This is a genomic window from Candidatus Poriferisodalis sp. (assembly GCF_965198245.1).
Taxonomy (GTDB): Bacteria; Actinomycetota; Acidimicrobiia; order Acidimicrobiales; family Poriferisodalaceae; genus Poriferisodalis.
This window is the reverse complement of record NZ_OZ240249.1, coordinates 2,104,876-2,121,606: the sequence shown is the minus strand read 5'-3', so window position 1 is coordinate 2,121,606 and position 16,731 is coordinate 2,104,876. Positions and strand designations below refer to the sequence as shown.

At 64.9% G+C, this 16,731-nt stretch carries 19 protein-coding genes; 3 read left to right on the top strand and 16 right to left on the bottom strand.

Annotated elements, in window-relative coordinates; all coding sequences use genetic code 11:
• Window positions 1–13 precede the first annotated feature (13 nt).
• From ACOCMM_RS09815 to ACOCMM_RS09745, 15 genes are all read right to left on the bottom strand, one after another.
• Window positions 14–1,429, bottom strand: coding sequence for a carotenoid oxygenase family protein (locus ACOCMM_RS09815; RefSeq protein WP_419552972.1), 1,416 nt, complete (start codon window positions 1,427–1,429; stop codon window positions 14–16).
• Complete coding sequence (locus tag ACOCMM_RS09810) at window positions 1,429–2,895, bottom strand: N,N-dimethylformamidase beta subunit family domain-containing protein (RefSeq protein ID WP_419552971.1); 1,467 nt, start codon at window positions 2,893–2,895, stop codon at window positions 1,429–1,431. Before ACOCMM_RS09810 ends, ACOCMM_RS09815 begins: the two co-directional genes overlap by 1 nt.
• A 42-nt stretch (window positions 2,896–2,937) precedes the next feature.
• Window positions 2,938–3,243: a hypothetical protein gene (locus ACOCMM_RS09805; protein ID WP_419552970.1), complete on the bottom strand. Its 306-nt coding sequence runs from the start codon at window positions 3,241–3,243 to the stop codon at window positions 2,938–2,940.
• A 128-nt stretch (window positions 3,244–3,371) separates the two neighbouring features.
• Complete coding sequence (locus tag ACOCMM_RS09800; protein WP_419552969.1) at window positions 3,372–3,782, bottom strand: PPOX class F420-dependent oxidoreductase; 411 nt, start codon at window positions 3,780–3,782, stop codon at window positions 3,372–3,374.
• Between the two features lie 266 nt (window positions 3,783–4,048).
• Entirely contained in the window at window positions 4,049–4,570 is a 522-nt protein-coding gene (locus ACOCMM_RS09795; protein WP_419554859.1) for an adenine phosphoribosyltransferase, read from the bottom strand.
• A 13-nt stretch (window positions 4,571–4,583) separates the two neighbouring features.
• Window positions 4,584–5,120, bottom strand: a complete 537-nt coding sequence (locus ACOCMM_RS09790) for a DUF1697 domain-containing protein (RefSeq protein ID WP_419552968.1) — start codon at window positions 5,118–5,120, stop codon at window positions 4,584–4,586.
• Entirely contained in the window at window positions 5,113–5,895 is a 783-nt protein-coding gene (locus ACOCMM_RS09785; RefSeq protein WP_419552967.1) for a class I SAM-dependent methyltransferase, read from the bottom strand. The genes ACOCMM_RS09790 and ACOCMM_RS09785 overlap by 8 nt, the downstream gene beginning before the upstream one ends.
• A 36-nt stretch (window positions 5,896–5,931) precedes the next feature.
• Window positions 5,932–6,108: a hypothetical protein gene (locus tag ACOCMM_RS09780; protein WP_419552966.1), complete on the bottom strand. Its 177-nt coding sequence runs from the start codon at window positions 6,106–6,108 to the stop codon at window positions 5,932–5,934.
• Between the two features lie 142 nt (window positions 6,109–6,250).
• On the bottom strand, window positions 6,251–7,030 hold the full coding sequence (locus tag ACOCMM_RS09775) for a type II restriction endonuclease (protein ID WP_419552965.1): 780 nt from the start codon (window positions 7,028–7,030) through the stop codon (window positions 6,251–6,253).
• A 60-nt stretch (window positions 7,031–7,090) separates the two neighbouring features.
• The gene (locus tag ACOCMM_RS09770) at window positions 7,091–8,179 is read right to left on the bottom strand and encodes a DNA cytosine methyltransferase (protein WP_419552964.1); all 1,089 of its coding nucleotides are present in this window, start codon (window positions 8,177–8,179) and stop codon (window positions 7,091–7,093) included.
• 134 nt (window positions 8,180–8,313) lie between these two features.
• The gene (locus tag ACOCMM_RS09765) at window positions 8,314–9,504 is read right to left on the bottom strand and encodes an aminomethyltransferase family protein (protein WP_419554858.1); all 1,191 of its coding nucleotides are present in this window, start codon (window positions 9,502–9,504) and stop codon (window positions 8,314–8,316) included.
• Window positions 9,505–9,558: 54 nt separating this feature from the next.
• Complete coding sequence (locus ACOCMM_RS09760) at window positions 9,559–9,918, bottom strand: DUF5615 family PIN-like protein (protein ID WP_419552963.1); 360 nt, start codon at window positions 9,916–9,918, stop codon at window positions 9,559–9,561.
• 90 nt (window positions 9,919–10,008) lie between these two features.
• Window positions 10,009–10,428 (bottom strand): nitroreductase/quinone reductase family protein, encoded by a 420-nt coding sequence (locus ACOCMM_RS09755; RefSeq protein ID WP_419552962.1) that lies wholly within the window; start codon window positions 10,426–10,428, stop codon window positions 10,009–10,011.
• A 117-nt stretch (window positions 10,429–10,545) separates the two neighbouring features.
• A complete protein-coding gene (locus ACOCMM_RS09750) occupies window positions 10,546–11,799 on the bottom strand; it encodes a sensor histidine kinase (RefSeq protein WP_419552961.1) in 1,254 nt (417 codons plus the stop codon).
• A 50-nt stretch (window positions 11,800–11,849) separates the two neighbouring features.
• Window positions 11,850–12,527 carry a response regulator transcription factor gene (locus ACOCMM_RS09745; protein WP_419552960.1) on the bottom strand — a complete coding sequence of 226 codons (678 nt, stop codon included), beginning with the start codon at window positions 12,525–12,527 and terminating at the stop codon, window positions 11,850–11,852.
• Between the two features lie 149 nt (window positions 12,528–12,676).
• Between ACOCMM_RS09745 and ACOCMM_RS09740 the strand changes: the two genes are divergently transcribed.
• On the top strand, window positions 12,677–13,978 hold the full coding sequence (locus ACOCMM_RS09740; RefSeq protein WP_419552959.1) for a hypothetical protein: 1,302 nt from the start codon (window positions 12,677–12,679) through the stop codon (window positions 13,976–13,978).
• Window positions 13,979–14,012: 34 nt separating this feature from the next.
• Here ACOCMM_RS09740 and ACOCMM_RS09735 read toward each other — a convergent pair whose 3' ends face one another.
• Window positions 14,013–14,900, bottom strand: coding sequence for a phytanoyl-CoA dioxygenase family protein (locus tag ACOCMM_RS09735; RefSeq protein ID WP_419552958.1), 888 nt, complete (start codon window positions 14,898–14,900; stop codon window positions 14,013–14,015).
• A gap of 161 nt (window positions 14,901–15,061) precedes the next feature.
• Here ACOCMM_RS09735 and ACOCMM_RS09730 point away from each other — a divergent pair, with 161 nt between their 5' ends.
• Window positions 15,062–15,694 carry a GNAT family N-acetyltransferase gene (locus tag ACOCMM_RS09730; protein WP_419552957.1) on the top strand — a complete coding sequence of 211 codons (633 nt, stop codon included), beginning with the start codon at window positions 15,062–15,064 and terminating at the stop codon, window positions 15,692–15,694.
• A 56-nt stretch (window positions 15,695–15,750) separates the two neighbouring features.
• Window positions 15,751–16,713 (top strand): alpha/beta fold hydrolase, encoded by a 963-nt coding sequence (locus ACOCMM_RS09725; protein WP_419552956.1) that lies wholly within the window; start codon window positions 15,751–15,753, stop codon window positions 16,711–16,713.
• The last annotated feature ends 18 nt before the right edge of the window (window positions 16,714–16,731 follow it).

The following is a 16,731-nucleotide window of genomic DNA, read 5'->3' as shown; positions in this document are numbered from 1 at the left end:
TGCCGCCGGGAGTTCAAGTCGTCTCGGGCGGGGCGACAGCTTCGTCGGGCACCCAGTTGCCGTGGAAGCCGTAGGGCACCCGTTGCGGCAGCGGGACCCGGGCCACCGGTGAACGGCTGAGGTCGCTGGCGTCGAGGATGACCAGCTCGCTGCCGTCGGTCGTCTCGTCGTAGACGAACGAGATCAGCCAGCCGTCGTCCTCGGCGGTGCCCTCGGGATCGACAACGAAGACAGCCTCGCCGCTCCCCCGGCCGGGACCGTGATCGTGAAATACAGCGATGCCGGTGTCGTAGTCGACCTTGTAGTTGGCGCCCCCGATGAGACCGTCGCCCACGCCCACCGTGTAGCCGAAGCGGTGCTTGCGGGCGGCTCGATCGCCCCGGACCTGGGGGAACTCGTGGAACCGGTCGTCGACTCGCTCTTCGGTGACCTGGCGAGTGGTGGGGTCGATGATCCAGCGGTCGAGCGTCGGGCTGGAATCGCCGGCGGGGCCCAGCAGGTCCCGGTCGAACATCTTGTCGTAGCGGCACAGGTCGATCACCACGCGCCCGTCGCTGTCCTCATAGGCATTCAGCGGGTGGAAGACGTAGCAGAGCCCGACGTCGCTCCAGATGATCTCGTCTGCTGTGCCGTCGCGGGGCAGCAGTCCAATGCGGGCGCCGTAGCCGGGATCCCACCGGAACGGGAACGACGACTTCCCGCTCAGCACGATGTCGAGGTCGACCGTGACGGGCAGGTCGTACACCACCGCGTAGTTCTCAGTGAGGGACATGTCGTGGATCATCGACATGCCGGGCAGCGGGATGTCGACCGTCTTGCGCACCCGGCCATCTGTCCCGATCACGACGTACTCGATGTGATCCAGCAGGTCCTGCCACGCGTAGCAGATGGCGTGCATCTCGCCGGTAGCGGGGTCGACCTTGGGATGGGCGGTGAAGCCGGTCTGCAGCGATCCGAAGAAGTCGTTGCGGCACACCGTGTCCAGCTCGTAGCCGAGCTCGGCCGGCAGCGCACCCGCCTCGACCAGCGCCCACGTGGTGCCGGCGTAGCCGCCGACGCTGGTGTTGGGCGAGAAGTCGAGGCCACGGGTGGGTCCTGGGACTGCGGGCTCGCCGAACAGCTCGGTGACCTCGTGGCCGCGCACCCAGCGGTTGCGGTACCACTCGGCGCGGCCGTCTCGCAGCCGCACGCCGTGCACCATGCCGGTGCCGGTGAACCAGTGGCTCGTGGCGGGATCGGTCGGCACCACCGGATTCGGGCCGTTGCGCAGGTAGCGGCCCTCGAAGGCTGCAGGGATCTCCCCGATCACTTCGAGATCGAACGCGGTGACCTCTTCGGTGACCCTGGCGAAGTTGCCCTCGGTGTAGTTGCTCTGAGGCTGTGCCTCGGCGGCGTCGGCGGTCTTGACCGTCTCGACTGTCTCGGTCATCAGGGACTCCCCGGTTTGCCGCCAGCCAGATCGACGTACCGGCCTATGACGTTGCGAGTCACGGTAGCCACGTCGTCGTGCTCGAGGCCATAGGCCCAGTCGGTGCAGCCTGTTGTGAAGACCTCGCCGTGGCCCCGCCGGAACCATCCCATCACGGCTGCTCCGTAAGCGAAGCGTTCCCGGTTCTCAGGAGTGTCGCCGCCGCCGAGGCGCTCGGTGACCCAGTTGAGTTCTCCGACGTAGCTTTCGGGCAGCCCTGGCGGTGCCTCCGAGGTCTCCCACAGGTGCGCCGGCGCCGTGCCCAGCACCTCGAAATTCGCCGGGGTGCCACCCGATCCGGTGCTGACCGGCAGCCCGTCGACCAAGGCCAGCTCGCAGCCGTCGCACTCGTAGCCGACGACCACCGGCTCTGCGCCCACTACGTCGCCCGCTATCAGCCTCAGTCCGTCGAACGCCCAGTGCTCCGGTCGCCAGATCGTGTACCCGCCTGAGCCTTTCGGTGCCCGCCGGCAGTGGGCGTAGCCGCCTCGGGTGAACGAGACGCCGGTCATCTCGGATTCGGGCCGGCCGGTGAGCGGGTCGCTCCACATGGTGGACACCGTGTGCTCGGCATCGGTTCCCATCACCGGGTCGAGGTGGAAGTCGAGCTTGTAGCCGATCACCCGGTCGTCGTCGCCGAAGCGGACCTGCCAGAACGAGGTGTTGCCCGAGAAGAAGGCGACGGCACCGCCGGTCTCGACCCAATTCTCGACGTGGTTGCGCATTTCGGCCGACCAGTACTCGTCGTGCCCGACACTCAAATAGAGGCGGCGCCCCACAAGCAGGTCGGGTTGGGTGTGGAGGTCGAGGCTCGTCGCGTAGTCGAGGCTCACGCCGTTGCGCTCAGCCCAGCTGACGAAGAGCCGTTCCCAGTTAGCCCATCCTGCGGCCGTGGACCAGAACGAGTAGTTGTCGAAGTAGTCGGCGACTTCGGCACGGGGCAGCTGCCCGAACCGGGCGACGCGGTAGCGATGCGGATCCGGCTTGTCGAGGAAGCCGCGTGGCAGCGGCCGTTGCTGGGAGGACTCGTGGCCGCCGGTGTAGAAGCTCGGCCCGCCCCAGTCGTTGTAAGCCGCCCATGTCGAGGTGGACAGCACCAGCAGAGTTTCGCCCGGCTCGGCTGCCCGAACGACGAAGAACGCCTCCGCGATCTCGCCGTCGGGGCCGTGCAGGCGAACGAGATGGAAGCCCGGCTGCCATGCCGGATCGATCTCGAGCGAGAGCGACGGGGCCCAGCCGCAGCCTTCGGTAGCGCAGTCGTCAGGCACCGGCTGTTCGGTGACCGGCACCTCCCAGAAAGCCACCGAAGTCTCATCGGCACCGATTCGCAGCACCTCGACCCCACACGATCCGCCGGCGGCGCTGATCATCAGGTCGATGGTGTCTCCCGCAACGCCGCTCTGTGGCCAGCAATAGCCCGCAATCATGCGGCGACCGTAGCGACCGTTCCAGCGCGAGGCTTCGGCAGGTCAGCCAACGGTCAGCTGGAAGGCCGTTCGGTAGGCATCGCACACCGAGCGCTCTGCGCCGCTGGCGAAGCGGCCGAGCAGCACGCTGTTCTCGAGCATGGCGACATAGGCGGACTCGCCGAAGAGCGCCTTGTGCTGGCGCTCATCGGGGATCACGAACGTTGCCCCCTCTGACTGCGTTCGCGTGCCGTCGACGACGGCGTAGGGATCGGGGCGGATGGAGGCGGGCAGCGATTCGAGACTGTCGAAGATCCCTGATGCGATCGGTCCATCGGAGACGATCTTGGCCCGCTCGGGATGCAGCACGGTGAGAAAGGTCGCGGGGCGGCGCCGACCACGACCGCGTCGGAGTGCGGCCGATCAGCGAGCGTCCCTGACACCGCCGAAACCATAAATGGAGGTGGTGATAGCAGTTGCTGGACCAGCGCCGCGGCTCAGTCTTGGCCGGCCGGAGTGTGCTCGAAGGACAGGTCTTGGTGCAAGAACTGGTTGACGGTGATCCGCAGCACGACGCTGTCGTCGCCTCGCGATGGGAACGGCTTGCCCGTGTACTTGTGGCTGAGCTCATCCAGCGTTGCCATGTCGGGGTCAGGCTCTACCACGCAGGTGCCGCGCAGCTGGAGCTCTTCGTAGGGGTTGTCAACGTCCACGATCGAGATGGCGACACGCGGGTCTCGCAGCACATTGCGAGTCTTCAGCGAGTCCTGTCCGGTCGCAATGGTCACGGTGGATTCGTCGGTGAGGTCGATCCAGACCGGGTCGAGTTTGGGCGACCCGTCCGCACGCAGGGTCGCGAGGTGCGCGAAGTTCGGCCTGCGCACCAAGTTCTGGGCTTCAGTACTCATGATCTTCGGCGTTGGTGTGGGCATAGGTTCTCTCGCTTTGTGGATCAACCGGATGGGCTCACCGTAAGCGAGGGCGCCTTGCCGACACCACAGCGCGGTCGTTCGAGTCTGCGGCGGTCAGGTGCGCTACTGGACGGTGATAGCTGCAGTAGTCGGGTGCGCTACTGGACGGTGATGGCTGTGGCTGCCGGATGGGCTACTGGACGGTGATAGCTGCAGTAGTCGGGTGGGCAACTTGACGGTGATGGCTGCGGCTGCCGGATGGGCTACTGGACGGTGATCGCCGCAGCGATGTGCGCCTCGCCGAGCCGGCGACGGCCGCCGAGGAATTCGAGTTCAAGAACGAACGAGAAGCCGACCAGGTCGCCGCCGCCAAGCGTGACCAGTCGGGCAGAAGCAGCAGCAGTGCCGCCGGTGGCCAGCACGTCATCGACGATCAGCACTCTCGCCTGGTTGGCGACGGCGTCGGTGTGCATTTCGAGCCGCTCTGCGCCGTACTCGAGTTCGTAGTCGGTGTGCAAGGTTTCGCGCGGAAGCTTGTCCGGCTTGCGCAACGGCACGAAGCCGGCGTCGAGCCGATCCGCTGCCATCGCACCGATCACGAAACCCCGAGCCTCAGGCGCCGCCACGAGATCGATGCCGCTGTTCTCGAATGGCGCAACCAACTCATCGACGCACAATCTCAGCCCCGCCGGGTCCGCCAGCAACGGTGTGATGTCCTTGAAGACGATCCCCGGCCGCGGGAAATCCGGCACATCCCGAATCAACAACTGCCACACAGCATGAATGATTGCAGCGCTGTCAGAGCTTGGTAGCGATTTTCTGCAGCGTGTTCCAGTTGCGTGCCGTGGCGACCACGCCGAGCCTCTTCTCCAGGTACGCGTACGAGAGGGTCGTTGCCTTGACGCCGTCCGGCGTCCAGACGAATGCCTCGGTGCCTTCGATCGCAAGGGCCTCGGGGCTGTGGTCCTCCGCCAAGAGCGCGGCCACCGCCTCGGAATCAGGCGTCTCGGAGAGGAAGTTCACCAGGTAGCGCGAGCCGTCGGTGACGACCTCCTGCAGGGGATTGCGTTCGAGCACCGCACGAACTTGGTCCGCCGTTCGGGTGACGCAGGGGACGTTGACATCGAACGCCTCGCTGAGCAACCGCTGCACGGACGCAGCGATCTGGTCAGGCCCCGACGATTCGGCCGAGACAATCACGTTCCCGCTCTGCAAGACGGTGGCGACGTCGGCGTAGCCCTCATCGGTCAGCATCGAACTGAGCTCCGCCATCGGCACCCGGTTGCGAGTCCCGACGTTGATGCCGCGTGGCATCACGAGATGGCGCTCAGCCATCGTTGTCCTCACAGTGCTGCCCGGTGAACAGCTCGGAGATGTAGGGGATTTTCAGATGGCCTGACGGGTAGTGGTGCTCAAGGAGCGTCTCGATGTGCCTGATGGCTTCGGTTTCGCCGATCGCTTCGACTGCGGCTTTCATCTTGGTTGTCGATCGGAAACTCTCGATGACCAACTCATGGGACATCGGCCGGGTCCACTCGGTGGTGGTCAACGTGACGCCGACAAAGCCCGCCTCGTTCAGCTCGCCCGCCACGTCGAAGTCGCGGCAGTTGCGTAGATAGCCCGGGCTGTTCGCTTCCAAGAAGTCCTCGTAGTCGTCCAGAAATGACGAGAGATTCCGCGCACGGTTGTTCTGAATGATCCCAATCGATCCACCCGAGGCCAAGACCCGTCCTGCCTCGGAATAGAAGCGCTGTCGATCGAACCAGTGCAGGGCCTGTGCTGCGATCACAAGACCTACCGAGCCGGATTCAAGAGGCAAGTCCTCGGCACCACCTTCGCGGAATTCGATCTCTGTGCCGCGGCTGTCAACAATGGCCTGAGCACGCATGCCGGTACCAGGTTCGATCCCGATGATGCGCCAGTGAGGCAACGCTGACTTGAGCTGGCGGGACGCGATGCCCGTACCCGAACCGACATCGGCCGCCACGAGCGGAATCGGACGGTCAGCGAGCGCAGCGCTCAATGCCCTCCAGAGCGGCTCGGGATACTCCGGACGAGCCCGGCTGTACGCGTCGGCAATCTCGTTGAATGCCTGCTGACGCGCAGTCACGGAGCGGTGGAGCGGCGACGGCTCACGCTTTGGCGTTCACTTGGGCAGTCCGTATTCGTCGTAGAGCACATCCCCATGCTCGACCGACGACGGACCGTCGCCAACGAGTGCGGCACAGCGCCTTCCGATCGAGCGCAGATCACGAGCGGTGGCTTCGACGCGTCGACGGCGAGGTTGACCTTCACAATTCGGCTCGGTAGAGAAGGTCGGCATCTCTAAGGAGCCTAAGTATGCGTGGCCATCGCGCGCGGGTGAGCAAAGCCGTCACGGCAACGATCTGCCTCTAACCGGTTCGAGCCGGGAGTTTGGCGAGTGCTGGTGTCGATGACGGAGTGTGCGCTTGTGTCCACAGCGACTAGGTGTCGTGTGCTTCCAGCGCTTGGCGAAGTAACCGTTCCGCTTCTGGGGACTTCTTCCAACCAATGTTCGGTGCCCGCCAATGCGCGTAGAAGTCATCAGCAGAGGGGAACTCGCCTGCGCCGTTCTCGATGTCATCGATTCTCGACACCGATCCGATGTACTCCCGCGTGGCCGACGCTCTCCTCCGGGAGGCGATGCGCCATGTCTCGTGGACAGCGACGTTCACGTCCTTGATGCGCTCCAGAAGTGACGCGTCGTAGGTGTAGAGCACCACAACTGACACATGTTCCGAGTACTCGTCGAAGGGACGCAAGATGCCAGAGAACTTGAGCTGAGGCCACAAGAAGTAGGTGTTGCCTGTGTAGAGCGCGATTCGGTTGTTCAGACTGCCCGTGGGCGCTCCCGACGCGGACAGTTTCCGTCGAGCGCACTTGATGTCGACGGCTCGCGTCCCTTCCCCGAATGGCTCCCCGAAGAACTCAAGATCTGGGTACGACCGCTGCGTGCCCTCTTCGATGTGTGCTCCCGACAGCTCCTGTACCTGGCGCGTCAGGTGCTGTCGAAGCTCGATTTCCATGACATTGGCAAGTGCAGCCGGCTCACTGGGCAACGGCAACAAGTGGCCGAGATCTGTCAGCTGCTTGCGAAGGTGGCCGGGTGACCGCGCTGTGAGCGGCCAGCTGCCGTGGGCCGCATCTTCACGAAACACACCGACGATGGATGGGCGCCAGTCGAGAGTCTGTTTGCGGAGCCAGGTCAGCAGCGGGGAGTCCACCACACAAGTGTGCAGGTTCCCGTGCAGGTGCGCTCGAGCCGCTGAACGCCGAACTCGACGTCAAGCCACCGCCGCGATTCCTGCAGCAACCTGTCTTGCCAGCAGTGGAGGCACTGCATTGCCGACTTGGGACTGGATCGAGGCACGCTTGCCTACGAACTCGAAGTCGTCCGGGAAGGTGAACAGCCTCTTCAGCTCGGGCACTCGCAACCGCCTGTTCTCCCAGTGAAATGGACCCACATTGGGTCCCGGCTGGGCCTGGATCGTCGGTGACGGGCGCCCCGGGTCCAGTTTGAGCAGGAAGGACCAGAAACGCGAGCGCCACTCAAAGACTGGATCGGGATGCCCTCGCTTCGCTGTGAAATACAGATAGTTGCCCCCTGGCGGAATCTCGTCGAGAAGGTGGCCCCAGCGTCCTCTAACCACTTCTTCGGATTCGGGCGCGGTGACGAGGCCTGCCAGTGCCTCACCTACCGTCACGTGAGGCAACGGACCGCCAATCGTCTTGCGTCGCTCCCAGTCTCCATGGTGGGTGGGCGCAGGAAGTTCAGGGGTGGCTTCGCCCTTGCGAGCACCGACGACGAACAGTCGAGGGCGGGACTGCGGGACGCCATAGTCGGCAGCGTTCAGCACCTCGCAGTGGTAGTCATAGCCCGCGTCGCCGATCTCTCTACGAAGCCGTTCGAATGCGGGACGGCTGGCCTTGTTGTTGAAGGTGAGCGCGTAGACGTTCTCGAGGATGAAGAAGCGTGGCTGCGCTTGCGCGAGCACTGCTGTGAACGCCTGCAAGAGACTCGCAGCGGGATCGACACCGTCGCGCTTCCAGTCGAGCCAGAAGCCGGACTTTGAGAAGGCAACGCACGGCGGCCCACCGACGAGCAGATCGGGTCGCTCCCCAGGAGCGAATCCACCCGCACGCAATATCTCCCCTGTCGTCACACCTGTGTCCCGTCCCGTCGCAAGCGGGTGCAAGTCGGCGCGGATGACCTCTTGGAGGCCCGGGAAATGCGTATCCGCGTTCTTCTCCATGGTGTCTGCTGCGTCTGCATCCCACTCGACCGCGACGGCGGTACGGAACCCGGCCTCCTCGACACCGAGATCCAGCCCTCCGGCACCGGAGAACAGCGAGATGGCGGAACCGAGCTCCATCGACTCAGTGTGACCCGTGCGCGCACCCGGGGCGCGCATACGCAGGAGTGGGCTCAGACTGAGCTGCACCCCATTCGTAGATAGGTCCCTCCGATGAGCATCCATGAACTCACAGTAGAAATGAGGTGTGACAGCTACTCGATTCGGTCGGGGATGTCGATGAGGCGGCCTCGTGGGATGAGGCGGTCGGGGTCGTACATCGGCAGCGTGCACAGCTCTCCCCGCAGCATCATGCCGTCGTAGGACTCGACATCGAGCTGAGTGCCCGGTCCGTCGGCTGGATCGTCCATGCGGACGATGGCGACACCGCACTGCAGGTACGGCGACCAGGCGGTCGAGCAAAGTTGACCGATCGGCACATCATCGCGGCTGATGGCCCGGCCGAGCTGCGCGATGCCGCCCTCGGTACGCAGCCCCCACGTGCGGCATGCACGGTCGGCCCGCTCCAGCGCGGCTTTGCCGATGAAATCGTCCTTGCCGAATTCGACGAATCCACCGAGCCCCGCTTCGAATGGGGTGACGGTGCGGTCGAAGTCGGAGCCGGCGTTGAGCAGCCCTGCCTCGATGCGGCGGGCCCGGAACACCTGCGCCGAGGTGATGATCATTCCGAACGGCCGGCCGACCTCGAGTATGCGGTCGCCGACAGCTTCACGGTCGATGTCGGGTCCGAGGTAGAACTCCCAGCCGAGCTCGTTGGTGAAGCCCGAGCGGGTGATCGTGACTGGCTGGCCCGCAATGGACACCTCGGCGATGTCGAAGTAGCGGAACGGATCGGGCGGATCGCCATCGACGACCGCGGCGAGCACCTCCAGCGAATGCGGCCCCTGAACTTGGCTCACCCACACGTCAGGATCACGAACCTCCACGTCGAGATCCGCCGCGTGGGCCCGGTACCAGCTGTAGAGATCTCCGTCGGCCTGGGCCATCCAGAAGCGGTCGTCGGCCAGTCGCAGCATGACGCCGTCGTTGATCATGCCGCCATCGTGATAGCAGGCGAACTGGTAGCTGCACCGCCCGACCCGCACCTTGCACACGTCCCGAGGGAAGACACGGTTCGCCAGCCGCTCGGCGTCGGTGCCGACGAACTCGATCGGCATCTCGCCCGTGTGCCGCAAGACCACCTCGCGGCGCACCTTCCAGTACATCTCGTCGGCCGTCACGTCGGCGAAGCGCACCGGCGTCAGCCGGTCGTTGTAGAGCTGGTACTCAGGATCGTGAGGCAGTTCCTGGTACATCAGCGGATGTGGCGCCATCGTCCGAGCGAACTCGCTCGGCGCTACGCCCTCGGTCGACAGCGCCTTCACCACGAACCTCAACGACGGCATCGTCACCGGCACAGCATGCCAACGGTATTGACGAGCTGCTGCCGATCGGGCACCTCAACGCTGCGCTCGTTCGAGCCACCACACGAGCGACTCCACGTCATCGAGAGCGCCGCCCTGCTCGGCAAGAAACTGGTCGAGGGCATCGATCAGGGTCGGCACATGATCGCCAGCCCAACGAGGAAACCGGCGCGAATGAGTGAAGACCACACCCGAGTGCCGTTGCCCGGTGGCGATGATCGACTTGTGAAGAGCGGCGAAGTCCTTGACGTTCTCGGTGACGATCGCGCGCCCGTCTGAGGTCGCAGCGAGCAGCAATTCGACATCCGGCAGCCCTGTCAACTCGCCACGCTCCTTGACGGCGAGAACGTCGTGGCCGAACCGTCGCAGCTCAACCGCAACCGCGGGAGCATGCATCTCATCCAGTTGTGCACGATGACATCGCCCGTCCCGGCATCGTGCCTGCGAATGTCGTAGTCGCCGGGGTTGTCGTCGACCGCAGGCGGGTTAGTCGCGGACGAGGCGGAAGACGGGGATCTCGCGGCCGTGCTCGCCGGCGCTCTTCTCGTACTCGGCGAACTGCGGCATGAGCGCTGCTTGAGCGTCGAAGAGCCGCTTGCGCTCATCGCCCTCGGTGAGGTGAGCGGTGGCTTCCCACGTGTCAGTGCCCACCTCGAGCGTGACCGTCGGGTTGGCGACGAGGTTGTAGTACCACAGCGGATTCTCAGCAGCGCCACCCTTGGAGGCGATGACCACGATGTCGTCGCCGTCGGTCGAGTACACGAGCGGCGAGCACAGCTCACGGCCGGTCTTTGCGCCCGTCATCGTGACGAGGATCATCGGCGCACCTTTGAGCCAGCCGCTGCAGTTGCCCTCGTTCTCGCGGAACTCCTTGATCACAGGTTCGTTCATCTTCAGGAAGTCCATCGGGTGCTCCTGTCTGCCGGACGAGCCTTGCCTCGTCGAGTCCTGAATGGCGCGCTACAGCGCCGACGGCGCACGCTACCTGCACGCTGCGGGGTTGTTCAGGCCTCGCTGGCGCAGTCAAGCCTCAGTTCGACCTGCCGTCTGAGCGCCGTCGAGTTCCGTCTCTGCGGCCCGGGGCAACTCCAGGAGCACCGCAGCACCGCCCAGAGCAGCCGATTCGCCGATCTCGACCGTTCCGGAATGCCGATCGACGATTGCTTTGACCAACGACAGTCCGATACCGGCGCCGCCTGAGTCACGCTGCCGGGACTCGTCGAGACGTACGAACCGGTCAAACACCCGCTCTTGGTCGGCTGCGGCGATGCCAGCCCCGTCATCCTCGACGGTTGCCCGCACGGCGTCCGCGGAGCTCATCGTGGTGATCTGCACCCGACTCGCGGCGTGGCAGGCGGCGTTCTCCACGACGTTGAATACCGCACGTTCGATCTGTGTGCTGTTGCCAAGTGCCAGAGCGGACACATTGGAGGAGACAGCGATGTCGATATCGGCATCGTCCAGCCGGCTCGCGACCTCCCTGCACACCGCCGAGAGATCGACAGTCGAGAAATCCCGGTCATCGCGCTGTGCGTCGAGTCGAGCCAAGTCCAGCAGGTCTGCTGCCAAACCCTGCATTCGCAGGGCCTCGGTCTCGATCTTCGGGGCCAGCGCAGCGAGCCGCCGGGGATCGCTGCTGATCTGGGCAATCTCCGACACGGCGACGATGGTCGCCAGTGGTGATCTGAGTTCGTGACTGGCGTCTGCCACGAACGCTCGCTGGCGTTCGGCGGCGGACTCGAGCCGGTCCAGCATCTCGTTCATCAATCCAGCCAGCTCTGCTATCTCGTCGTCGCCGCTGGGTTCCGGTACTCGTTCATCAAGTGTCGACCCGCTGATCGCTGCGACGCGGCGGGAAATGTCGCGCACGGGTCGCAACGTCCGCCCGACAGTGACCCAGGTCGCGGCGCCGAGGAGCAGCACGACAACCGGCACGATGATCTTCAGCGCATCTGCCACGGCGTCGACGCCGTCCTGAACCTCTTGGATTGATGCCTCAGCAAGTTGCTCGTTTCGCAGATCGCTGCTTGAGGCTTGCTCTGGGTCGCCAGCAGAGCCATCGGCATCCCGCTCGGCCATGGGTGCGCCGTCGTCGTGGGCTGCACCGCCTGCGCCACCCTCTGCGCCGTCGCTTTCGCTGGACCCTTCGCCGCTGGCCGCATGCGAAGCCGACTCCAGTGCATCGCCCAGTGCAGCCCATGCATTGTTGGCAAGGTTCCGCTCCACGAGTTGCACGATCACTATCGAGGCCGTCACCAGCACGAGCGCGGTCGCCACCGTTGCCGCCAACGTGGTCCGAACCTGGACAGAGCCGAGCCTCGGGAGCCTCATGTTGCCGGCTCGACTATCCGATATCCGACGCCCCGCTGGTTGGTGATCGTCCTGACTCCGAAGGGCTCATCGAGTTTGCGACGCAAGTACCCGATGTACACCTCGACGATCTTGGGGTCCACGTCAGTGTCGAATCCCCACACCCTGGCGAAGATCTCCCGTTTCGATACGGGTGCCCCGCCGGCGCGCATCAACACTTCCAGCACTCCCAGCTCGGTCCGGCTCAGGCCGATCTCGTGACCCTGACGCCGAACTGAGACAGTCGCCGGATCGAACACCAGGTCCCCCACCTCCAGCACCACCGGCCGGGGAGTCGGCGGCCGGCGGGCGAGAGCCCGCAGACGGGCCAGCAGCACGACGAACGAGAACGGCTTCGCCAGGAAATCGTCTGCACCGGTGTCGAGCGCCTCGGCTTCGTCCCACTCGCCGTCTTTCGCGGTCAGCATCAGGATCGGTGTCCAGTCGCCTTCTTCGCGCAGTGTCCGACAGATCAGATAACCGTTGAGGCCAGGCAGCATGATGTCCAGCACAATCACGTCGTAGCTGCCTTCGCGAGCCCGCCACAGACCCGCAGCGCCATCATGCTCGACGTCTGCATTCATTCCGTGCTCTGCCAGACCGTCGCGGATCACTTCCGCCAAGTTGACTTCGTCCTCAACCAGCAGAACACGCACGTGCCCATCTTGGCCGAGATATGCCTAGAGGAAGCTGAGAGAAAACTGAGGAGACAGGCGGTCGTTCTTACCGGTCTCTCAGGATTCGGGAGCGACCATGCGTCTCGATAAGGCCGCTTCCGCGATCGAAACCAAGGAGTTCTTCACTCATGACCAATCGCAAATGTTCTGTTGTCGCCACGTTGGCCCTGTGCTTGGGCCTGCTGCTCGCCGCCTGCGCAGGCGACAACGAAGCCGAAGGCGAACACGCCGGCGGCGAATCCTCCGGCGAGCACGGCGGCTCGGAGGACGCAAACACCATCGCCGCCCGTGAAGACGGTGCCGAGGGCGGTTCTGCCCCTGCGTCGGCTACGTATCTGACCACCAGCGAGATCAGCCGCGGGGTCTTCTCAGGCCCGGAGGTGCAGGCCGACGACTACTACGCCGACAAGCTCAACGGCCTCGAGTTCGCTCTTTCCTATGACGGCGCCAGCGGGTCATTCTTGGGTCGGGTCAAGAACGAAGCCTCCGAAGGACTCTGCGATTCAAGGATCAAAGTGATACTTGACGGCGACAAAGCCAATTCTCAGAGCCTGGTGATCCCGTCGCTGGAGGTTCGCGAGAGGGCCACCTTCACTCTGACGGCGGATTCTGGATCATTCGCGACCTGGTCCGTAGAGACAGAAACATTTACCTGCAACAACACGCCCGTACACGGTTCATTCGAAGGCGACGAGGGCGGCGAAGGCGGGTCCGAAGGCGGCGAAGGCGGCCACGAAGGCAGCGAGGGCGGCGAAGAGAACGAAGGCCTCGGCTTATCGATCGATCAGCCCGCGGTGGCCAACATCAACGGCTTCGATCTGAATATCGTCTTTGACCCGACCGCCAAGGCGTTCACGGGCGTGATGACCAACAGGACGAGCCAGCTGATCTGCGGCGGTCGCCTTGAGATCCATGTCGGCCGCAGCGGTTCGACCCTCGAACTCGGCCCAACCGTCGATGTCGACTGGGCGCCCGGTCAGGCTCGCACGGTGGTCTTGGGATTTGATGCAATGCCCGGCGACACGTACAGCCTCCACCCAGAGGTCACTCCCTGCCCCGGCTCGTCGGCTGCAGAGAGCGCTGAAGGCGACGAGGAATCCGGCACCCGCTACGCCAAGGACGAGACGCACGACGAGAGCCGTAGGGGTGCCCGACTCGTCCTTCGCTACGACGCCGACCAAGATGCCTTCGTGGGGACCGTCACCAACACAACCGACGCTGTCCTCGACCGAGTCCGCGTCGAAGTCCACCTGTCCAACGGAGTCGAACTCGGACCTACCACCCCAGACGACCTGCAACCCGGTGAGTCAGCCCAGATCACCCTCCCCGCGGACGGTGAGCAATTCGACGCCTGGAGCGCCCATCCCGAATCAGGCAGCGACGAGCACGGCACCGAGGGAGACGCCGAGCACGACGAGTCGTCCAACTAGATCGCGGCTCACGTGTCGCCCGAGGACGGTCGGCTCAGGCTGGGTTGCCGTCCTGGGTCACCACGTCCTGCATCTCGCGGACGTGACGCAGCCAGAGGCCACCCCCGTTGAACGGGCGAGGGTCGTAGGAGCGGTGCCCGAGCAGCCGCTGGACACGCTCGCTGCACCCGGACAGCTCGCCGAGGCTGAAGTCCAACGGACTGGCTTCCTCAGGGGTCAGCCAGCCAGCTACGAAGCTGACGTGCATCGCCCGGCGCCACTGGTCGGCCGTGAGATTGGCTCCGCCCCCGTGGAGCACATATCCCGAGTAGACCAGCGCGTCGCCGGGCCCAAGCTCAGCCGGCACCGAGGGGTGCTCCTCATAGCGAGCAAGCTCGGCCTGCCGATGGCTGCCCGGCACCACCCGGGTCGCGCCGAGTTCCTCGGTGATCTCATCGAGACCGATCATGGCGCTGACGGTGACCTCCGGGGAATTCGGCCATGTCGCCTTCACGAACGCCCACCAGTTGTTTGCGTCGCGGTGCAGCATCTGGGACGGCTCCCCCGGCCCGATGTACATCACCTGCGCCGTGTTCAGCCAGTACGAGCCGCAGACAGGCAGCAGCATCGCATCGGCGATCGCTGCATACAGCTCGTTGTCGAGAATGTCGAAGAACGCCGGCGAGAGCCGGGCCAGGCTCGAAAAGCGGATCGTGTTCGCCCCAACGAACCGCTTACCGTCTTCGCCGAGTCCCTGTGTCGCACCTCCTGGCTCGACACCCTCGGCGAATTCGTCGGCAGCGGCACGTATCTGGGCAATGTGTTCGGCTCCGAACATCCCCTCGACAATCACGCCTCCGTCGTCACGCAGCGCCCCGAGGATGGGCTCGAGCCCGGCTGTGGCCGGGGTCCTGCGGAGCGAACGAGTGGCGGTCATGCTCATGGCAACACGTCTCATCGTCTCTCGCCCGCACATCGAGCGATTTCCCTAGAAACTACCGCTCGGCCGGTCAGCCACAGCGGCCGCAATCGTCGCCGCTGACGCGGAATCGGGGCGGGGCTAGCGTCGAGGGTTGACGGCAACGTGCGACCTTGGGGGTACCGATGGACATCGTCAACGTTGACCACGACCGGGCTGCGCAGTTCACCGACGAGGTCGTGGAGCTGGTCTACGCCACCGGACCGTCGACCTATGACTACCAATTTGGCTCCCGCACGGCGTTGGACCGCCTGCTGGGCGACTCGTGGCTCGCCAGAGGCACGCTCTATGGCTTCGACGAGACCATGCTCGCCCTCGACGGCGACGATCTGCTGGGCATCGAGATCGGGTTCTCCGGTCCGGAGTTCGACCGTCGCAAGAAGACCCTGCGGCCACTGTGGCAGCCGATGCTCGACGACGGCGTGGTCACGCACGACGAGCTTGCCGAGATCGGCCGACGCTCCTACCTCGCCAGCTACCTCAACGTCGTCATCCCCTCAAGCGCCTACTACATCCATGCGCTGGCGGTCCGGCCTGACCGCCATCGCCAGGGCATCGGCGCCGCACTGATGAAGGACGCCATCGAACGTGCCACCGACGAGGGGTACCGGGTGGTCCACCTCGATGTGCTGTCCGACAACCCAGCCGTCAAGTTCTACGAGGCCTTCGGGTTCGAGGCGCTGGCACAGACCGTCGCACCCATCCCCCACAGCCACGGCGTCCCGATGGAACAGCGAATGGCACTCGAGCTGCGCTGACCCGCAGCCGAAGCTGGCATTGTTCGCCGGTTCCGACAAATCCCAGGGGGATGACCGTGACTGATTTCGTTCGCACCGACGACGCGCACTTCGACGCACTCAGCGACTGGAACTACGAGCCCCGGTACCACCAGTGGAAGGACCTGCGCGTCCACTACATCGACGAGGGGCCGAGCGACGCACCCGTCATGCTGCTCCTGCACGGCATGCCGACGTGGGCGTACCTCTACCGGACAATGATCCCGGGCCTCGTCGACGCCGGATATCGCTGCATCGCTCCCGATCACCTCGGCTTCGGCCGCAGCGACAAGCCGACCGATCCGAACTGGTACTCGATCGCCCGACACACCGAGGTCCTGACCTCGCTCGTCTGCGGCCTCGATCTCTCAGACATCACCGTGGTCTGCCAGGACTGGGGCGGCCCGATCGGGCTCGCCCAGGCGGCGATGATGCCGGAGCGATTCAGCCGGCTCGTCATCATGAACACCTGGCTCCACCACCCAGAGTTCGAATACGACGAGAGCTTTCTCAGGTGGATCGACGCCTGGCGTCCCGGCGGCCGCTATGCGCATCCGCGCCCGAGCATCGGGCTCGTGCCCCTGCTGGCCGGCCGCGTCGTCCGCTCACGCGACGTGGTTCCCGCGATCAAGGCCGGCGTCGAACCGGACCTCGAAGGCGACGCTGCCCTGAGGTACGCGGGGTTCTGCGCGCCCTTCCGCGGTTTGTCCGAAGAAGGATTCAACGGCGCCCGCTGGTTCCCGCTGTCCATTCCCGTCGGCGACCACGACAGCGGCAACGGCGCCGGGCAGGCCCTGCACTACCGGGTGCTGCTGGGCTGGAATAAGGCCACCCACTTTGTGTGGGGTGCCCAAGACGAAGGCTTCAACGAGGAGTGGGGCCGCACATGGGCCCAGCAGATGAACGCACCGATCGACGTGTTACCCGACGCCGGTCATTTTCTGCAGTTCACCCACGGCCCCCAGATCGTCGAGCACATCCTGCGACGCGCCCACGACTGAGCGGACCTTCAGCCGGAG